15 protein-coding genes and 1 riboswitch are annotated in these 17,942 nt (G+C 56.7%); of the genes, 10 read left to right on the top strand and 5 right to left on the bottom strand.

What is annotated here, in order from left to right; all coding sequences use genetic code 11:
• Positions 1 to 24: 24 nt before the first annotated feature.
• A riboswitch (TPP riboswitch) is annotated at positions 25 to 128 on the bottom strand.
• 170 nt (positions 129 to 298) lie between these two features.
• The 3 genes from nadA (at position 299) to lspA (ending at position 4,819) form a co-directional block, all read left to right on the top strand.
• Positions 299 to 1,402 (top strand): quinolinate synthase NadA, encoded by a 1,104-nt coding sequence (gene nadA / locus H8K04_13540; protein UVT14854.1) that lies wholly within the window; start codon positions 299 to 301, stop codon positions 1,400 to 1,402.
• 82 nt (positions 1,403 to 1,484) lie between these two features.
• On the top strand, positions 1,485 to 4,298 hold the full coding sequence (gene ileS, locus H8K04_13535) for an isoleucine--tRNA ligase (GenBank protein ID UVT14853.1): 2,814 nt from the start codon (positions 1,485 to 1,487) through the stop codon (positions 4,296 to 4,298).
• Positions 4,299 to 4,306: 8 nt separating this feature from the next.
• On the top strand, positions 4,307 to 4,819 hold the full coding sequence (gene lspA, locus H8K04_13530) for a signal peptidase II (GenBank protein ID UVT17979.1): 513 nt from the start codon (positions 4,307 to 4,309) through the stop codon (positions 4,817 to 4,819).
• A gap of 68 nt (positions 4,820 to 4,887) precedes the next feature.
• On the opposite strand, the gene H8K04_13525 is transcribed toward lspA, so the two are convergent.
• Positions 4,888 to 5,148 carry a DUF2024 family protein gene (locus H8K04_13525; protein ID UVT14852.1) on the bottom strand — a complete coding sequence of 87 codons (261 nt, stop codon included), beginning with the start codon at positions 5,146 to 5,148 and terminating at the stop codon, positions 4,888 to 4,890.
• Positions 5,149 to 5,160: 12 nt separating this feature from the next.
• Complete coding sequence (locus H8K04_13520; protein ID UVT14851.1) at positions 5,161 to 6,036, bottom strand: undecaprenyl-diphosphate phosphatase; 876 nt, start codon at positions 6,034 to 6,036, stop codon at positions 5,161 to 5,163.
• 291 nt (positions 6,037 to 6,327) lie between these two features.
• On the opposite strand from H8K04_13520, the gene H8K04_13515 reads away from it, so the two are divergent.
• Positions 6,328 to 7,023: a hypothetical protein gene (locus H8K04_13515; protein UVT14850.1), complete on the top strand. Its 696-nt coding sequence runs from the start codon at positions 6,328 to 6,330 to the stop codon at positions 7,021 to 7,023.
• Positions 7,024 to 7,123: 100 nt separating this feature from the next.
• Here H8K04_13515 and H8K04_13510 read toward each other — a convergent pair whose 3' ends face one another.
• The 3 genes from H8K04_13510 to H8K04_13500 form a co-directional block, all read right to left on the bottom strand.
• Positions 7,124 to 8,146, bottom strand: coding sequence for an amidohydrolase family protein (locus tag H8K04_13510; GenBank protein UVT14849.1), 1,023 nt, complete (start codon positions 8,144 to 8,146; stop codon positions 7,124 to 7,126).
• A 64-nt stretch (positions 8,147 to 8,210) separates the two neighbouring features.
• Positions 8,211 to 11,654, bottom strand: coding sequence for an MFS transporter (locus H8K04_13505; protein UVT14848.1), 3,444 nt, complete (start codon positions 11,652 to 11,654; stop codon positions 8,211 to 8,213).
• Positions 11,655 to 11,663: 9 nt separating this feature from the next.
• The gene (locus H8K04_13500; GenBank protein UVT14847.1) at positions 11,664 to 13,511 is read right to left on the bottom strand and encodes a hypothetical protein; all 1,848 of its coding nucleotides are present in this window, start codon (positions 13,509 to 13,511) and stop codon (positions 11,664 to 11,666) included.
• Between the two features lie 116 nt (positions 13,512 to 13,627).
• On the opposite strand from H8K04_13500, the gene H8K04_13495 reads away from it, so the two are divergent.
• The 6 genes from H8K04_13495 (at position 13,628) to H8K04_13470 (ending at position 17,934) form a co-directional block, all read left to right on the top strand.
• Positions 13,628 to 14,503, top strand: coding sequence for a 50S ribosomal protein L11 methyltransferase (locus H8K04_13495; GenBank protein UVT14846.1), 876 nt, complete (start codon positions 13,628 to 13,630; stop codon positions 14,501 to 14,503).
• A complete protein-coding gene (locus tag H8K04_13490; protein ID UVT14845.1) occupies positions 14,503 to 14,982 on the top strand; it encodes an MOSC domain-containing protein in 480 nt (159 codons plus the stop codon). Before H8K04_13495 ends, H8K04_13490 begins: the two co-directional genes overlap by 1 nt.
• A gap of 60 nt (positions 14,983 to 15,042) precedes the next feature.
• Positions 15,043 to 15,705, top strand: coding sequence for a class I SAM-dependent methyltransferase (locus tag H8K04_13485; protein UVT14844.1), 663 nt, complete (start codon positions 15,043 to 15,045; stop codon positions 15,703 to 15,705).
• A gap of 98 nt (positions 15,706 to 15,803) precedes the next feature.
• Positions 15,804 to 16,559 (top strand): septal ring lytic transglycosylase RlpA family protein, encoded by a 756-nt coding sequence (locus H8K04_13480; GenBank protein UVT14843.1) that lies wholly within the window; start codon positions 15,804 to 15,806, stop codon positions 16,557 to 16,559.
• Positions 16,560 to 16,740: 181 nt separating this feature from the next.
• The gene (locus tag H8K04_13475; protein ID UVT14842.1) at positions 16,741 to 17,067 is read left to right on the top strand and encodes a hypothetical protein; all 327 of its coding nucleotides are present in this window, start codon (positions 16,741 to 16,743) and stop codon (positions 17,065 to 17,067) included.
• A 174-nt stretch (positions 17,068 to 17,241) separates the two neighbouring features.
• On the top strand, positions 17,242 to 17,934 hold the full coding sequence (locus H8K04_13470; GenBank protein UVT14841.1) for a hypothetical protein: 693 nt from the start codon (positions 17,242 to 17,244) through the stop codon (positions 17,932 to 17,934).
• The last annotated feature ends 8 nt before the right edge of the window (positions 17,935 to 17,942 follow it).

Raw genomic sequence — 17,942 nt, 5'->3', positions numbered from 1 at the left:
GAACGCGGCTGAATCCTCACAAGATCCGCTGTCGTCCGGCTTCCCTACGCTGGTATTACCCAGGTCAGGTTGTGAGGGTCGTCCGATTCGTTCGGACTCTCAGCCTCCAGGCACCCCTAGCTCTAACTACTGGTGCTGATCGTAGTCCTCGGAGATGAGCGAAGTCAATCGGCTATTAGCCCCATTCCGTCTACTATCCTTTGGGGCGGCTGACTAGGACTTTTCCTCGTTGGACCCCTTCGTTGATTGTACGGGGAGCCTATCGTAGAATGACATTCCTTTTCATTCGGAGGAAGGTGTGACAGCTACTGCGACATTACCCAGACCAATCATCGAATACCAAGCGCTATCGACGGAAGAATTGTACCGCCGAACAGTGGCGGCCAAGCAGGTGCTCGGTGAACGGGTCATGATCTTAGGCCATAATTACCAGCGGGATGAAGTGATTCAGCATGCTGATTTCCGCGGTGATTCGCTCTTGCTCGCCAAGCTGGCCGCCGAACGGTCCGAGCGACCCTACATCGTCTTTTGCGGCGTGCATTTTATGGCCGAGACGGCGGACATCCTCAGCCGTTCTCAACAAACGGTGATTCTGCCTGATATGGCCGCCGGTTGTTCGATGGCCGATATGGCGGCGATCGAGCAGGTGGACCAGTGCTGGGAAGCGTTGGGACGCGTGGTTCCTGTGGAAGAGACCGTGATGCCGGCGGTGTATGTGAACTCTGCGGCGGTGCTCAAAGCATTTTGCGGCGAACATGGAGGGATCACGTGCACGTCTTCCAATGCCAAAGCCGTGATCGAATGGTGTTGGGCCAGGCGAGAAAAAATACTTTTCTTTCCCGATGAACACTTGGGCCGCAATACGGCGAATAAGATGGGCATTCCTCGAGACCAAATGATCGTATGGGACCCTTACCAGCCGAACGGCGGGAATACCAAGGACGCCATCAAGCGAGCCAAATTGATTCTCTGGAAGGGCCATTGCAGCGTTCACCAGATGTTCCAACCCGTCCACGTGGATCACTTTCGCAAACAGTTTCCGGACGGCAAGGTCATCGTTCACCCTGAGTGCCATGAAAATGTTGTGAACAAGGCGGATCTCATCGGATCCACCGAGTTCATCATTCGCACGGTTACCGCCGCACCAGCCGGCACAACGTGGGCGGTCGGTACGGAACTGAATCTTGTGAATCGATTGAAGCACGAACTCACCGACAAAAAAGTGTTCTTCCTCTCATCCACGGTCTGCCAATGCGCCACCATGTTCCGGATCGATGCGGCACATCTCTGCTGGGCCATGGAGAATCTGGCGGAAGGGCAGGTTGTCAACCACATCGTGGTGGCGGAGGATGACAAGCGCTGGGCGAAGGTCGCGCTGGACCGCATGATGGCCGTCAGTTAAGACTGGTGCCTCCCCCCTCCGTTCCGGTATATTCCCTCAATTCTGTATGATTACCTGATGAGTGATTTGGATCCCATCGTCTATGGACTATAAGTCGACACTCAACCTTCCCAAAACCGATTTCCCGATGAAGGCCAACTTGCCGCAGCGGGAACCTGAGATGCTGGCCTGGTGGGAGCAACAGAAGCTCTATGACCGGATCCAAGCGATAGGCACGGGACGGCCTCGGTACGTACTCCACGACGGTCCTCCGTATGCGAACGGCAGAATTCATATCGGACATGCTCTCAACAAAATTCTGAAAGATATCATCGTGAAGTCGAAGACAATGGCAGGCTTCCATGCGCCCTATGTGCCGGGATGGGACTGCCACGGATTGCCGATTGAGCATCAAGTCATGAAGGAATTGGGTGACAAGAAAAAGGACTTAGATGTGTCGGCGATTCGTCGACTCTGCCGTGAGTATGCCGAACGATACGTCAACATCCAGCGAGAGGAGTTCAAGCGACTCGGGGTGCTGGGAGAATGGGATCGCCCGTACCTCACCATGACCCCTGGCTATGAAGCGACGATCATTCGCGAGTTCGGGAAATTTGTCGAGCACGGAGGGGTGTATAAGGGCCTCAAGCCCGTACTCTGGTGCACCCACGATCAAACGGCGCTGGCGGAAGCGGAAGTCGAGTATGATGACCACACCTCGCCGTCGATCTATGTGAAATTTCCGGTCGTCACCTCGCCCCTCGTTTTGGCACAGGCCTTTCCCGGGATCTCCTTTCCGGAAGGAATGAAGCTGGTCTCCGTCGTCATCTGGACGACAACACCCTGGACCTTACCGGCCAATCAAGCGGTCTGCCTCCACCGCGATTTCGACTATGCCTTCGTCCAAGTCGGTGAGGAGCTGTTGATTGTGGCGGAGAAACTTCTGGAGAGCGTTGCCAAGTCCTGTGGGCTCACTGATTATCGCGTGGTGGGGGTAAAGAAAGGCGGAGAAGGATTTGAGGGGTTGGAGACGCAACGTCCACTTTCCACCGGCTTATCACCCATCCTACTCGGAGACTTTGTAACCCTCGAGCAGGGAACCGGCTGCGTACACATCGCGCCTGGACATGGCATGGAGGACTATCTTCTCGTGCTGGAACACAACGCCAAGGCGTCACCAGGTGAACGACTCGAAATTCTGGCGCCGGTCGACAATGGCGGGCGATTCACGCCGGTCGTGAAGGAATTCGCCGGACAGCATGTCTTGAAGGCGAATCCAAAGATTGTCGAATACCTCCAGGCGAATGGGCGTTTGCTCGGTCATGGCTCGTTGAACCACTCCTATCCGCACTGTTGGCGGTGCAAGAATCCGGTGATCTTTCGTGCGACCGAGCAGTGGTTCGTCTCCATGGAGACGAATGATTTGCGAAGGGAGACACTGGCGGAGATCGAACGGGTCCGGTGGATCCCGAGTTATGGTCGCGACCGGATCTTCGGCATGATCGAAAACCGTCCGGACTGGTGTCTTTCGCGCCAGCGCGTGTGGGGTGTGCCGATTCCAGGGTTTACGTGTCATACCTGTCATCATGTCCTTGCCGACCCTGTTGTGATTGAGCATGTGGCAGCGTTGGTGGAATCGAAGGGTGCGGATGTCTGGTTCGAACGATCCGCGCTTGATTTGTTACCCGCCGGAACGACGTGTCCGAAGTGCGGGGGAGCCAAGTTTGAAAAAGAACGCGATATTCTCGATGTGTGGTTTGAGTCAGGGGTCAGCTATGCTGCGGTGGCGAAACCGAAGAGATGGTGGCCGGCTGATTTGTATCTTGAAGGTTCCGACCAACATCGCGGGTGGTTTCATAGCGCCCTGCTGGCTGGAATCACAACCGATCATCGGGCGCCCTATCAGGCGGTATTGACCCATGGCTTCGTCGTGGACGGGCAGGGCAAGAAGATGTCCAAGTCGGCCGGCAATGTCGTCGCGCCCCAGGACGTCATCAAACAGTCGGGCGCAGAAATCCTCCGCTTGTGGGTGGCGGCTCAAGACTATCGTGAGGATCTCCGCATTTCGCAGGAGATTCTGAATCATCTGATCGAGGCCTATCGGAAGATCCGCAACACGTCCCGATTCTTACTGAGCAATCTGTACGATTTCGATCCGGCTGCGCATCGTGTTCCCTACGGCCAGTTACCCGAGTTGGACCGTTGGGCACTGCTGCGTCTTGGTGGACTGATTACCAAGGTACGGCAAGCGTATGAAAATTTCGAGTTCCACACGATCTTCCATGCCCTGAACAATTTTTGCGCGGTCGACCTCAGTGCCGTGTATCTCGACATTCTCAAGGATCGACTCTATACCTTCCGCGCCGACTCACCTTTGAGGCGAGGGTCACAGACCGTCCTGTTTGAAGTCGCGGTGACGCTGTCAAAACTCATGGCGCCGGTATTGAGTTTCACGGCGGAAGAAATCTGGCGGACGCTGGCCGCGCAGGTGCCCGGAGGGATGGAAACCACGAGCGTGCATCTCGCCTGGTTTCCCGAGCCGGATCCGGCTTGGGCCGATGCGAGGCTGGCGGAACGGTGGGAGCGACTGCTGAAATATCGTGCGCAGGTCCAAGGAGTTTTGGAGGAACGGCGGCGCGAGAAAGTCATTGGCTCTTCGCTCGAAGCGCATGTTCATCTCACCACCGATGTGCCGACCGGTCAGTGGCTGGATATCTCGCCAGAGGATTTGGGCGCTTTGTTTATCGTCTCGCAGGTGACCGTCGATCAACGGCCCGATGCCACGTCCGATCTCGCCGTCTCCGTAACCAAGTCGACGCATGGCAAATGCGAGCGCTGCTGGAATTACCGGCCCGCAGTCGGGACCTTCCCCGACCATCCTACCCTCTGTGACCGGTGTCTGGAGGCAATCCGTTGAGCGGCCTTATCTTGCGGAATCTGGCCTTGGCGTCGGTGACCGGCAGCATCATTTTCCTGGATCAACTGACGAAACAGCAGATCATGAAAACCATGCGGCTACATGAATCGATCCCCATCATCCCCAATCTCTTCAGTTTGACGTATATTCGAAATCCCGGTGCGGCATTCGGTTTGCTGGCCGGGAGCAGCAACGCGTTTCGGATGGTCTTCTTTGGGTTGACGTCGATTTTTGCCCTTGGCCTGCTGGGCACGATTCTGCTGCGGATGCCGGAAGAGGATTGGATGGGGCGTGTCAGTGTTGCAGGAATTCTCGGCGGCGCGATCGGGAACCTGATCGACCGGCTGCGTTTTGGAGAAGTGATCGACTTTCTGGATGTCTATATCGACAACTACCACTGGCCTGCGTTCAATGTGGCGGATTCTGCGATTACCATCGGGGTGATCGTCCTCATCATTCACTTCGCCTTTGAGAAACGAGCCGATCCTCCTACAGCGTCGGAGACCTCGTCCGTTCCCTAACACGTGAAGCGTTTGCCCCTTTCAACGAAATACCCGATTCGAACGACCACCCGTGAGTGCGATACTCGCTAGGCCGGCATGCGGACGATAAATCCGCCTTTTTCTTTGGCTTGTTTCTGCTGCTCCGCTGAGAACATGAACAGTGGTTCGCTGTGACAGAATTGGCATTCTCTCGTGGTCACCGTCGCACTCGGTTCTCCGATGCTGATGAGGTATTCCTGAGCGAGCTTGAGGGCGGTGGCTTCATCGGTCGTCATCACATCGAAGTGAATGCGACCGCTCTTGCCGTTGACCCACGTATCGTAGACATGAATCGTATCCGAAGACATGAACAACTCCTTTCAGCGGACGACCAATAAAACTACAACTCCGAGGATAATACGATAGTAGGCAAAGACGCGCAAGGTATGGCGTTGGACATAGGTCAAAAACGCGGCGATGACCGCCCAAGCCACCAGAAATGAGATAACCATGCCGAGGCCGAGCGCCAGAAAATCCTGCTCGGTGAATGTACCTCGTGCCTTCCACGTTTCGTAGACCGTCGCTGCGATGATGGTTGGAAGGGCGAGAAAAAAGGAATACTCCGTGGCAACTTTACGATCCAACCCAGCGAGCAGGCCTCCGATGATGGTTGAGCCGGACCGAGACATCCCGGGAATCAGGGAGGCGCATTGTGCCAGACCGATCCAGAATGCGTGGACTGCCGACACCTGATCCAGACTCTTCGCGCGGGTGGTTCGTGTCGTGGCTTCAACGATGAGAATGATGATGCCACCGAGAATCGATGTCAACGCCACCGTCAGAGGGGTGAACAAATAGGATTTGATCCATCCGTGAGCCATCAGACCGAGTATGGCAGCGGGCAGGAAGGCGATGCCTAATCCGAGCAGGAACCATAAGTTTGGATGACTTTGCATCGAAATCTTGAGGCGGTGGGTCAACGCGACAGCCGGCTGGTTTTGAGAGAACGATCGCAATGTTTTCTGTTCCTCCCAAGCGCCCGTGAGAAGCCGTCCGATTTTTTCCCGTTCGAATACGATGACGGCCAGAATCGCGCCCAACTGGATGGAGATCTCCGCGTTTGCGGCCACGTCGCCGGTGAAACCGAGGGCATGGCCGACCAGAATAAGATGTCCGGTTGATGAAACGGGAAGAAACTCAGTCAGTCCTTCGACGACTCCAAGAATCACTGCAAGCGCCGGACCCCATTCGTTCATGCGTACACCACTCCTGGAATAGTAGGGCGGAGGTTTCAATCCCCATAGCTGTGTCTGCTAGAATGTGAGCGATAATCACAGAGCGACGCTGATCCGTCAAGCGCCGGATGGTTTGTTCTCATCTGTGAATCGGCGGGAGGGCTTCGCACAAAAGCAATTATGTTGACAACGTCCGGGTGTTGGCATACACACAGAGAAGGTAAACGAAAAAAACGACTTTCACATTCGGATGGAAGTGAAGATCCAGATGAAGCGCAGTCAAGTCGTAGGATTTGATGGAGGGAGGATCGCATGAGACGCGAGTGGACGGCGATATTGTTGGTTGGAGCGGTGTTAACCACGGGTTGCGTATCCAACAAGAAATACCAAGAGGCGTTGGCCGAATCGGACAATGCCAAAATGGAGCTGGAGAAGGCTCGCCAACAGAAAAATGCCATGGAGCAACAAGTTCGAACGCTCAAAGAAATGAATGTAAAGTTCGGCAATGAAGCCCAGGCGGCTCGGGACGAACTCCAGCGCATTGAGCATGGGCGTGACACGGAGCGAGGCACGGTCGAAGGAAGGACGAAGGAGCTGGAAGACAAGGTCAAGGCGTTATCGGCGCAGAATAGAAATGTACGGCAGGAGTATCAGGACGTGAAGCGTCATAACGATACGCTGAAGTCGTTGGTGGCTCGCTATCAGAAAGAGCTCAAAGACCGCTCTCAGTCGGGATCGTCGGGACAGACAGCAACGCTGACCCCAAGCCAGGCACCATCTGGAACCGCTCCTGCAACGGTTCCAGCCGCTCCAGTCGCTTCCGCGGCGATGAACATCAATAAGGTGTCAGCGAGCGACATGATTCTCTTCTTGGGACTGAAACAAGACGAAGCCGATCGAATCGTGAACAATCGTCCCTATCGCGTGAAGGGCGAATTGGTGGCGAAGAATGTCGTCCCCAAAGAAACCTTCGACTTGATCAAGGATCGAATCTCGGTTAATCCATAGATCGCGCGATAGATTCCACGGACATGGAAAAGGCCGTTCTCCTCGCGGAGAACGGCCTTTTTGTTTGGAAAGACTGTACGCGCTTCCCAGTTCAGTGTCGTCAACTCGTCAAGCTCCGGCCCGAAACAAGGTCGCCGAAGGATCGAAAATTCAGGTTCAAACCTGTGCAAACCTCCACCTGGCGGTCGAAGCGGTTCTTCGTGCGGATCATTCGGCTAAGCGTCTGGAATCCGACCCGGCCCCAGGCGGGCAGGTGGAAAACCGACAGCGGGTAGTCTGTTCCAAAGAGCAACCGAGCTTGAATCTCCGGGTGGTGCCTGAGGTGTAGAAGCATTTTCAAGCGATGGGGTTGGGTGAGGGCTGAAATGTCGGCATAGAAATGTGGATAACGCCCGCACAATTCTCGTAAGGCCGGAACGAATTTTTCATAAAACATGAGGCCGTAACTGCAGGCATGAGCGGCAATGACGGTCACGCCTTCGTCCAGGGCCAGGCGGAGCCGAGAGGGATCTCCGAGTGATTGGTCCTTGCCGATCAAGCTGAATTCGTAGCCGACATGGCTCAAGAAGGGTAAGCGGCGTTGCGCCAGTGCCCGATAAAAAGGTTTATATCGCTCGTCAGCCGGGTCGAAGTGCTGGGCATTCGGTAGGACTTTGATCAGGACGGCGCCGGCATCGGCGCAGCGATGGACTTCGTCGATCGCGTCTTCCCTTTGCGGGTTGATCGACGGGCCGGCCAAAAAGACATCGGGGTAGGTCTGCACTACCTTGAACACGTAATCGTTGTTGACGAGAAAGTCGGTGTGCTGGCGATTGAGCAATCCGGTGTGATCGTAGAATCCGTCCATGCCGAGCAGGACCGCCTTTGAGACATGCCGTGAAGCGCGTAATTCCGAGAGAAGGTGATCGAGGTATTGCTGATTGGCCGCCCGTGGGTGGGCGGGAGAGAGGTCGTGTTTCCACAAGAGAAATCGAAAGAGCGGGCTGCGAAGCAGCTTCGGCGAGATGAAACAGCCGTTGTCGCCATCCGGCAATGCCGCAAGATGGACATGGCAATCGATGAGTGATTTCTGAACCGTATCTGGTGAGGCGTCGTGCGTGGAGTCTGGTTCGGAGAGAGGCATCAGTTCGCCGAGCTATCCTATCGCTGGGTTCGTAGTCTGCACGAAACCTTTCGCGAAATACGACTCATGCGCCCTGCCCTTGGAGTCGTTCCGTCGCGATGCGCTTCACGCCCCGCAGATCCAGCTTGCCGGTGCCGAGCACCGGCAGAGCGTCGACTTTGACGAACTGGCTCCGAGAGGGGATGAACAGATTGGGAAGGCCGCTCGCCGATGCTTTTGCAAGAATGCCAGGAATCCGATCATCGTCAAGCGTGTGAAGCACGGCCAGCCGTTCCCCCTTTTTCTCGTCTGGAAGACCGGTCACGGCGAAGACCTGGGTGTCTGCTCCGGCTGCCTGGTGCAAAGCCTCTTCGACCTTTCCATGCGGGACCATCTCACCTCCGATTTTTGAGAAACGCGAAAGCCGGTCGGTGATTGTCAAAAATCCATCTTCATCCAAAGAAGCGATATCCCCGGTGATGTACCATCCGTCCCGCATCGCCTGGGTCGTGAGGTCTTCTCGCCCGAGATAGCCGCTCATCACGTTGGGGCCTTTTACGAGCAACATACCGGGAGCTCCGGTCGGCAACGGAGCGTAGGTGTCTGGATCGACGATTTGGAGGGACACACCGGGGAGCGGCTGGCCGACGGTGCCGCGGCGAGACGCCGGTTGATAGTAACCGGCGGCGCGGAAGTCCGGGCAATTGACGGCAATGACGGGAGCACACTCTGTGACGCCATAGCCTTCGATCGGGCCGATGCCGAACCTGTCTTCGACGGCTTCGGCGAGCCGAGCCGACAGTTTTTCCGCCCCGGTGAGGATGACGCGCACCGAGCTGAACTGTTCCGGCGTGCAGCGGCGGGAGTAGAGTTGCAGGAACGTGGGCGTGGTGACGATGAACGTGATCCGATGCCGTCGAATGATCTCACCGATTGCCGCTACGTCGAGGGGCGAAGGGTGAAAGATCATTGCAGCATTGTTGGACATCACGAACCAGAACACCATATATCCGAATGAATGGAAGAACGGAAGGATACCGAGGACCCGTTCGCCCTGATAGAAATGGAGCACCTGCGTGGCGCCTTGACTGTTGGCATCGATGTTGAAGTGCGACAGCATGACCCCTTTCGGCTCTCCGGTGCTGCCGCTGCTGAAGATGATCGTGGCCATGCTGCCGGGGGTGAGTGGGGTTGTCTGCCCGCAGGCGCGTTCAATGAGACGGCATGGCGCGAACAGAGCCAGCAGGGCAGCCAGCGCTTTCTGGCCGGCTCCGATCGTCTTAGCCAGGTCTTCCAGCCAGATCACCGACGGGCCGTCCGGCAGTTCGAGTTTGGCTTTTTCAACGAAGATGCGGCTCGTGACGAGAGTGCGCAGACCCGCAAGTTCCACGGCAGCCTCTAGACCGGATTTCCCGACCGTGTAGTTCAGGTTCACGATGGTCTTGCCGCAGAGGGGCGCGGCGACATTCACCAGCGCTGCGGCGACCGTGGGTGGCAGCAGGACACCCACCCGCTGTTGGTCCCTCCAATACGGCCGCAGCGTCCGCGCAAGCACGATTGATCCGATAAGTGCTTGTAAGGATGAAACATGGGGGCGATTGTGGTCGGCCATGGCCAGGCGGAAAGGATAACGACGCATCGAGCGGATAAATTCGCGGTGCAGGGGCCGCCGGCTGGGTTTCCTAAGCTGCCAGGCGGCTTCGCCGAGTTCACGAATCTTGTCGCGGAGTGCTTGCGCCGAGGTATCCGGCGGCAGTGGTGCGCCGAACGAAACGGTGAGGGGGTACGGAATCTGTTCCGGCATTTTCCAGAGAAAGCGGCCGTGATTGAAGCTGAAGATGCTGCCCCACACGCGGTCCAAATGAACGGGAATGATGGGAACGGTTCGGCCCTTCATGATTCGTTCGAATCCCCGTCGAAACGGCAAGAGCGTTCCGGTGCGCGTGATCTGGCCCTCGGGAAAAATGCAGACGAGAGATCCATTGTCCACCGCAGTACCGGCTTCGCGGAGCGCCCGCAGAATCACACGCAACCCCCCGTGCGAGGAAATCGGAATGACGCCGAGCGACTTCATGAACGGTTTGAAGATCGGCTGTTCGGCGTATTGCGAATCAACGACGAAACGCACAGGGCGATCCAGACTGGCGATCAGCAGCATCCCGTCGATAAAGGAGACGTGATTCGGAACGAGAAGCGCCCCGCCGGATTGAGGAACATGAGACTGACCGATGATGCGAAGCCGATAGAGGGTGTTCGTGAGAATGACCAGTACCAGCCGAATGAACGTGTCAGGCAAGAACCAGAGCGCCCACCCGATCCCACCCAAGGTCATTGCGGCGGCGGCCAAGAAAATGCCGGTTGTCGAAAGGCCGGCGTTGGCCATGGAACCGCCTGCCAGTGATCCCAACAGAATGCCGGTGAAGACGCACGTGTTGGAGAACGAAATGACCGCCCCGCGCCGATCGGATGGGGACTTCCATTGAAGGATCGCGTTCAACGGAACGAAGATGAATGAACTGGCAACTCCCAGCGCTGCCATCAAGAGGAACATGCCTGTCAACGCAGGCGCCAGGATGCCAAGCGACAGTAGTGTGACGAACACGCCGATGGCGCCCAAAGGGATCAGTCCGTATTCGACTCGGTTACGGGAAACTCGTCCAACCAACATTGCGCCGACCCCGATACCCACCGACAAGATAGTGAGGGGAAGGCCCGCCATCGCATCGGACAGATGCAAGACGGCTTTGGCGTAGACGATCACGTTCTGTCCGAATAGGCTCGCAATCGTCCAGAACATGATTTCCATCGGAATGGCCATGCGCAGCATACGTTCCGATTGAATCGCGGCCCATGCACCTCGGATCGTGACCCCTATGCCTCCGGCTGCGCGGGCAGGCGGCACGTGTGGAATCGAAAAGGCGGTTGCAAGGCCGATGACCGAGAGACCGGTCAAAGCCAGCGGAGCCAGCCAAGTGTGATCCCCGGCGACGTGGAGTAGGAATCCTCCGGCCGCGGTCCCCGTCAAAATGGCCGTGAAAGTCCACATCTCCAGGAGGCCGTTGCCGACAGCCAGCCGCTCATGCGGGATCAATTCGGGAAGGATCCCGTATTTAGAAGGACTAAACAGGGCACTGTGTACCCCCATACCGCATAAGACGACCAACGGCAGGACGCCTCCGGCGGGATTCAGCCAGAGTGCGACTGTGCCGGCAGCCATGAGGAGCACCTCGACGATTTTGATAGCGATGATGACCGTCCGCTTGCTCACGCGATCGGCCAGTGTGCCTCCGACAAGTGAGAGGAGCACCAACGGCAGGGTGAAAATGACAAATGCCATTGCGGTCTGCGTCTGTGCGACGGTTTCCAGTTCAGGCCCTTGCGCCATGCCGGCCGTGGCTTGGCGAATGGCGAGCAAGGCAACCATGAGTTTCCACGCGTTATCGTTGAAGGCCCCGCAGAATTGGGCGATCAGGAGACCCCGAAGGGGATGTGAAAGAGATTGAGTGTCAGAACCGGCCGAGGTGGTCATCCGTGCAGTCTATTTTGCCCGATTGTTGATGTTTGGGGAAATAGGGAGCCCTTCCAGTTCCATGATGCGCAGCGCATTCGTGGTGGGGCAAGGACCCGGTCGGAGCCGATAATCGAACTCGAGTGCGCCGGCCGACACGGTTTCCTGGAAGTGTGCATTGATGAGTCTCGGCACCACAGGCTCCAATTCCGCCAACTCGAGATCATGGGTGCTCACGAGGCCGAAGCCATTCCCTTGTGACAGTTCGGTGATATAGGCCTGGCTGCCGATGAGCCGTTCCCGGTTGTTGGTGCCTTTGAATATTTCATCAATCAAGAACAGCACAGGTGGCGCGGGTATTTCTTTGGTGGCATCGAGGATCGTTTTCAGGCGTTTGACCTCGGCATAAAAGAACGACAGACCGGCATCGAGCGAGTCATCGACGCGGATGCAACAGGCCAAGCGGCTCCAGGTCCATTCAAACGAGTGTGCGCAGACTGGACCTCCGGCTTGCGCCAGACAAAGGTTGATACCGATCGTTCGCAGGAAGGTGCTCTTGCCGGACATGTTTGAGCCCGTGATCAAGTGGATCGAGCCGAGCTCCGTCAGATGAACGTCGTTTGCCACGCGGGTTTTGGCGGGGAGAAGCGGGTGTCCGAGCTGGTTTGCATGGAGAGCCGGAGGCGTGCCGTTCAGTTCGGCGGTTGTGACAAGCGGGGTGGGCCATGCATAGTCGGAATGAAGATGGGCGAACGTTGCTAATGCCGACGCGGCTTCGACTTCAGCTAAACAGTCAAGCCAATGAGGAAGGGCATCCTTGATCTCGTGCTGGACCTGAATCAGTTGCCGGGTGAACCACAGATCCCACGGACACAGGGCGTTGACCGCCAGATGAACAAGGGGGTGAGCCTTGATGCTGATCGCATGGAGCGTGCGAGCCGCGCGGTTGAGGTGCTGGGTGGGACTGGCCGCATCGATCGTAGTCGTCCACGTTGAAGCGAGGGCCGTGTCCCGCCGTTTTGCATGGCGCTCGATGTAGCCGAGAACCGTGGCCAGCCGCTCGGTTTCATGATGAAGTCCGACGGCATGCTCCAGCAACTCTTCCCCTTGATCGGTCATGAAGTAGATCAGCACATAGGCCGCGAACGAAAACATCCAATAGCCGGGGAGCCGGCCGAACATTGTGGCGAAGGCGAAACCTATGGTTGTCAGGGCGAGCAGGCTTTGGACGGCAAGAAATGTGTTCAAGTGGGGCAAGCCGACCGGATGTTCAAGCACCGCGGCCAACCGCCTGCCGTTGATTTCTTGGTCTCCGGTCAGTTTGGCCTCGAGCGCCAGACGGTCACGAAACAAGGAGCGTGACGCCAGTTCTCGCACCAACGACTGCCGCGTGTGCCACTGTGATGGAATGGGAGGTTGATCCAACAGCCAATGATGCAGGCGCTCTCTGCCATGGTCCGAGACGGTCGTGTCGAGGAGATGCGTCAGAGAGTGGGCGCCGAAGAGATCCAGGTCGGCAGCATACGGGTGAGCCTTTGGAGTTTCGCCCGGCCTAGGAGGAATTGCGGCCCAGTCCAGCGCCATCCGCGCCACATGCGTCAGCTTGATCTGTTTCCATTGACGAAGCCGGTGAATCCGGGTTTCCACCTTGTTATGATACGCGGCGACGGTGACGAAGATGGCCAGGAACACTCCAAGGGCCAGGTTGCCGCTGTGATACCAATCGAGCTTATAGAGGGTGATCGTGACGACTAGGCCGATGAGGAAAATGGCCAGCCGCCATCGCGTGAAGGTGGCGCTGGTTCTGGTTCCTCGAGCAATGCGCCGGTCGGCCAACCGGACCATCGTCTCGATCTGGGCGATACGCGAGTGAGCCATGACAGCGACCTTACTGGGAACGGGTCGGGGACGTCAAATACCAATGTGAATCTCAGGATCTTGTAGGCTTGCGTTGGAAGGACGATCTATCAGGTTTCATCAACCACGAAATGGCCATGCCCAACGATTGGATTGACGTTTGTATCCACGAGTGCGTCGACGCGGGGGAGCTGCTCAGTCGACTCGATGATCCGAGCCTCCGAGGCGCATGGGAGGATGAGGGGGCGGTCCATCTCTATTGGCCGGAAGACCAGTGGAACGAGGATCGGCTCGCTTCGATTCGTCTGGTACTTGCCGACCTTGCACCATCGATCGGGGATATTCCGCTCTCTGTGCGACAGGTGCCGGCTCAGGATTGGAACGAGGTATGGGCTCGCTCAGTGAGGCCACTTCACATCGGCCGACTGGTCATTCGTCCGAGCTGGGAGCCAGTCGTATTGATGGCGAACGATATCGACATCGTGCTCGATCCGAAGCAGGCGTTCGGCACCGGCCACCATGCGACCACTCGGATGTTGCTCGAATGGTTGCAGAAGGAGATACATGGCGGAGAGCGGGTTTTGGATGTGGGCGCCGGCAGCGCTATCTTAGCCATGGCGGCGGTCAAGCTCGGTGCCGCATCGGCCATCGGGGTTGAACATGATGCGGTTGCGGTGGAGTGTGCAAGGGAGTATCTCGGGTTGAATCATGTGGACGATCGGATCGACATCATGACGGGCACGATGGACGATCTGCCGGAGGAGAAGCGACGGATTGCCGATCTGGTGCTTGCTAATCTCGACCGGCAAACGATCTTGGATCTCGCCGGCGATGTGGTAAGCTCGGCGTCGGAAGGAGCACGCATACTGGTCTCCGGTATTCTCGTCGAGCAGCAGGATGAGATCGTCGATCGATTCGCCAATCTTGGCTTGGCGTGCTCGGAACGGCGCCAGGAAGAGGGGTGGGTGGCGATGAAATTTCTCAGACCTGAATCCTGCGACGGAGAGGCCTGATGGCGACCAGGCCGCCGTATCCACATGTCCATCAGATCAATGTCTCCGACGGAGGAGTTCCGAAGCTTCCCGTTTGGGAAGCAAAAGTGGGCGAACACGGGTTGGATGGCGATCGGCAGCGGAATCTCAAGGTTCACGGCGGACCCGACCGGGCCGTCTGTCTATTTTCGCTGGAGCTTATCGAACAGCTTCAAGAAGAAGGTCATCCGATCGACCCCGGATCGTCCGGCGAAAACCTGACGCTGTCCGGCCTGGATTGGGAGCTGGTACGGCCGGGTGTGCGATTGACGATCGGTCCCGAGATTCAACTCGAAGTCACGAGCTATACGACTCCCTGCAGTCACAATCGGCTGTGGTTTAGGGACGAGGATTTCTCGCGCATTTCGCAGAAGTTAAACCCTGGCTGGAGTCGTGTCTATGCGAGGGTGTTGCAAGGAGGGATTGTCCGACCGGGAGATGCAGTGACCGTGGAATCATGAAGTGACGGGGAGTTCGTAAGATTTCTTGCGAACATGCTTTACGGATGACGGGGGATGAGGATGATGAATCGAATACTCGAACCGGAAGTAATGGACGATCCCAAGCAGGCGGAAGCCTATGCGCGTGCCGACTTTGCCGAAGAGAATCAAGGATTCGTCGATCGATTCAAGGAATACTTCCCGGAGTTTTCGCAAGGCCGTGTTTTGGATCTCGGCTGCGGCCCTGCCGACATCCCGATCCGGTTTGCTAGACTGTATCCGGCCTGCCGGATCATCGGGGTTGATGCCTCGGCGCCGATGATCCAGTTAGGCGAACAGGCAGTGAAGCAAGTTGACTTGACCGATCGCATTACGCTGCGTTGCGAACGACTCGATGCCGTAGCTGGAGCCAATATTGCCGATGCAGCGATCTCCAATAGCTTGCTGCACCATCTGCCCAACCCCCTGCAGTTTTGGCAAAAACTTCGGCAACTCGTGAAGCCGGGCTCCCCGGTACTCGTGATGGATCTGCTCCGCCCGGAATCGCCGGAAGCTGCGCAAGCCATTGTGGACCAGTACGCCGCCAATGAACCGGATATCTTACGCCGCGATTTCTACAACTCGCTGCTCGCGGCTTTTACGGAGGATGAGATCGGTTCACAGCTGGCGCGCATGAATCTCACACGATTGCTGATCGACATCCCCGACGACCGCCACTGGGTGGTCGGCGGCATCATTTATTGACCAAAACCATTTATGGGATTTGCATAAACATAGCTGGCCGATGCGAGGTAGCGATTCGCTGGCAGGGAACGAGCTGTGGCGGTGTCACGTATTGGGCAATGAAATTGTATGTTCTGCCCGTACGGCGTGTTTGTGAAAACCTTCGACAAGGTACGTTTCTCTCACTGCTTCTCCTTCTCGCTCTCCTAAATCTTGCCTCCTGTTCGGTGATCGACGCGACCTTCTCAACAATCAAGACGGGTTATCGTGTCATTAAGGGAACCGTGAAAGGGACCGTATGGGTTGTGCGAGGAACTTATCAATTTACGAAAGAGACGACCAAACTCGTGTACCACATCGGCAAGTTTACCTTTGAAGTCGTCCGTGCTCCGTTGGAGTATCCCTTGGTGAGGGACGACGTTCAGACCATCGATGGACTCCCGGTCAAGGAGGCGATTCGCCTTGGGCGCGTGAAAAATGCTCCCTATACCGTCAAGGGCCGGTATTATGTGCCGATGAGCGTCTCCAGTGCGCAGACGTATGGAGAGACAGGCATGGCATCTTGGTATGGGGAAGAAACAGTGCGTCAGAACAGTGGATCCATGACGGCCAACGGCGAACTGTTTAACCCACGAGGATTGACGGCAGCCCATAAGTATCTGCCGCTTCCCACCCATGTGCAGGTGACGAACCTTGAAAATGGGAGGTCGATCGTTGTGAGAGTGAATGACCGCGGTCCCTTTCCCAGTCAGCACAATCCTGATTCCGGAAAGAGGATCATCGACTTGAGCGAAGGAGCCGCCGAACAGCTTGGGTTTGTCGACAAAGGAGTCGCCCTGGTCCGTGTCGAGACGATTCAACTGGAAGAGTCATAGGCGGAGCCCCGCAAGGGGGGAGAGGGTATCCGTGTCCGGCGCGTCCAGCGCACGGTTGGTCTGCATCCTTGAAGCGCTTCACCGTCACTAATGAATGAGCGCTACGTAACTGGTATATTCACGCTTCCAGTTGACGACGAGTGGGAGTGAGGTCGGAAAGCGAATGGGGTTGAACACTGTTATGAAAGGAATCCACGACTATCTCACCGTCGTCGCTTTAAGTGCTCTCAGTGCAGTAATTCTTGTTGGATGCGACAATCGCGAAACGATCCTCATGATCGAAAAACCAACGGAGGTTCACAGCATAGAACAGACAGCGCCTTCGACTGAGTCCGCAAGTGCGGGGCCTCAGCCAGGGAAAGTCATTGCGATTCTGAAAGCCAGTGAGACGGCACGGGCCATAGGCGTGTATCACGGCAAAGATTTTGACGCCTTCCAGGTCAAGCTAACCGACGGCACCGAAGGGCTCATCATCGCCGGTGATACCTTCAAAGTCGTGTCCCGGTGAGAGGCGTGATAAAAAACTATTCCGACTCTCTTTTTCAACCTCCAGACAAATTCCTTTTCAGCTTTGGAGGAGCCGGAGACCAATTTCACAGGGGCATTCAATTCCGATAAGTAACCTCTTAGCCTTGCCTAGCCTCTTGTGCCGGCCCCTCACCTTCGATTACTGTCTCTTTCCATGGAAGAAGAAACGACAGCTTCTCCGGCATCGGATGAGGAAAGTGACAAGATTGTCATCTATTGGGAACGGGAATATTCGACTGCGTTTCCACCGGAGCGGCTCAAGCTGGACTTTCATCCGCACCGGCCGATGTTGAACCAGATGACGCTGGATGAACAGCGGGCACTGGCTGCCGGCGGATATAAGGTGCTGCCCGACGACTGTGGGCCGGTTCGCACGGCGGGCAACTACGGCTGGCTCATCCGCTGCCCGGCCGATGTGAAGGTGCGCCGCACGGCTGAGGGCATCAAGTGGCAATCACCTCCGATTCTGCCGGAAGAGCGACTGCTGGGGTACAAGACGTTCTCCGGCATGTATGTTGATTTGATCCTGAACAGCGGCTACCCCAAGCTCTGCTGCGGAATCCGATTATACTATCCCAAGCATGTCGGATTGATGATGAAGGATGTGCCCAACCACTTCTATCACCACCCGGAACGGACATTCACCGTCTGGGAAGGTATCAAGACGCAGGAGTACAAGCGTACGCCGAATCAGTATGACTGGTTACCCGACTACGAAGCGTTTACAGCCAACTTCCTTCTGCAGTTGCACAAGCCCACCACCATCAAGCGTGGTGATCCCATCGGTGTGATCTTGCCGGTTCTGCTTCCGAAGCAGTTCACGCTCCAGGAAATCCAGCACCCCTGAGCCGTTTC

The sequence above is a fragment of the Nitrospira sp. genome (genome assembly GCA_024760525.1).
Lineage (GTDB): Bacteria > Nitrospirota > Nitrospiria > Nitrospirales > Nitrospiraceae > Nitrospira_D.
Note: the sequence above shows the minus strand (reverse complement) of the source record. Positions and strands in the feature narration are given on the sequence as shown.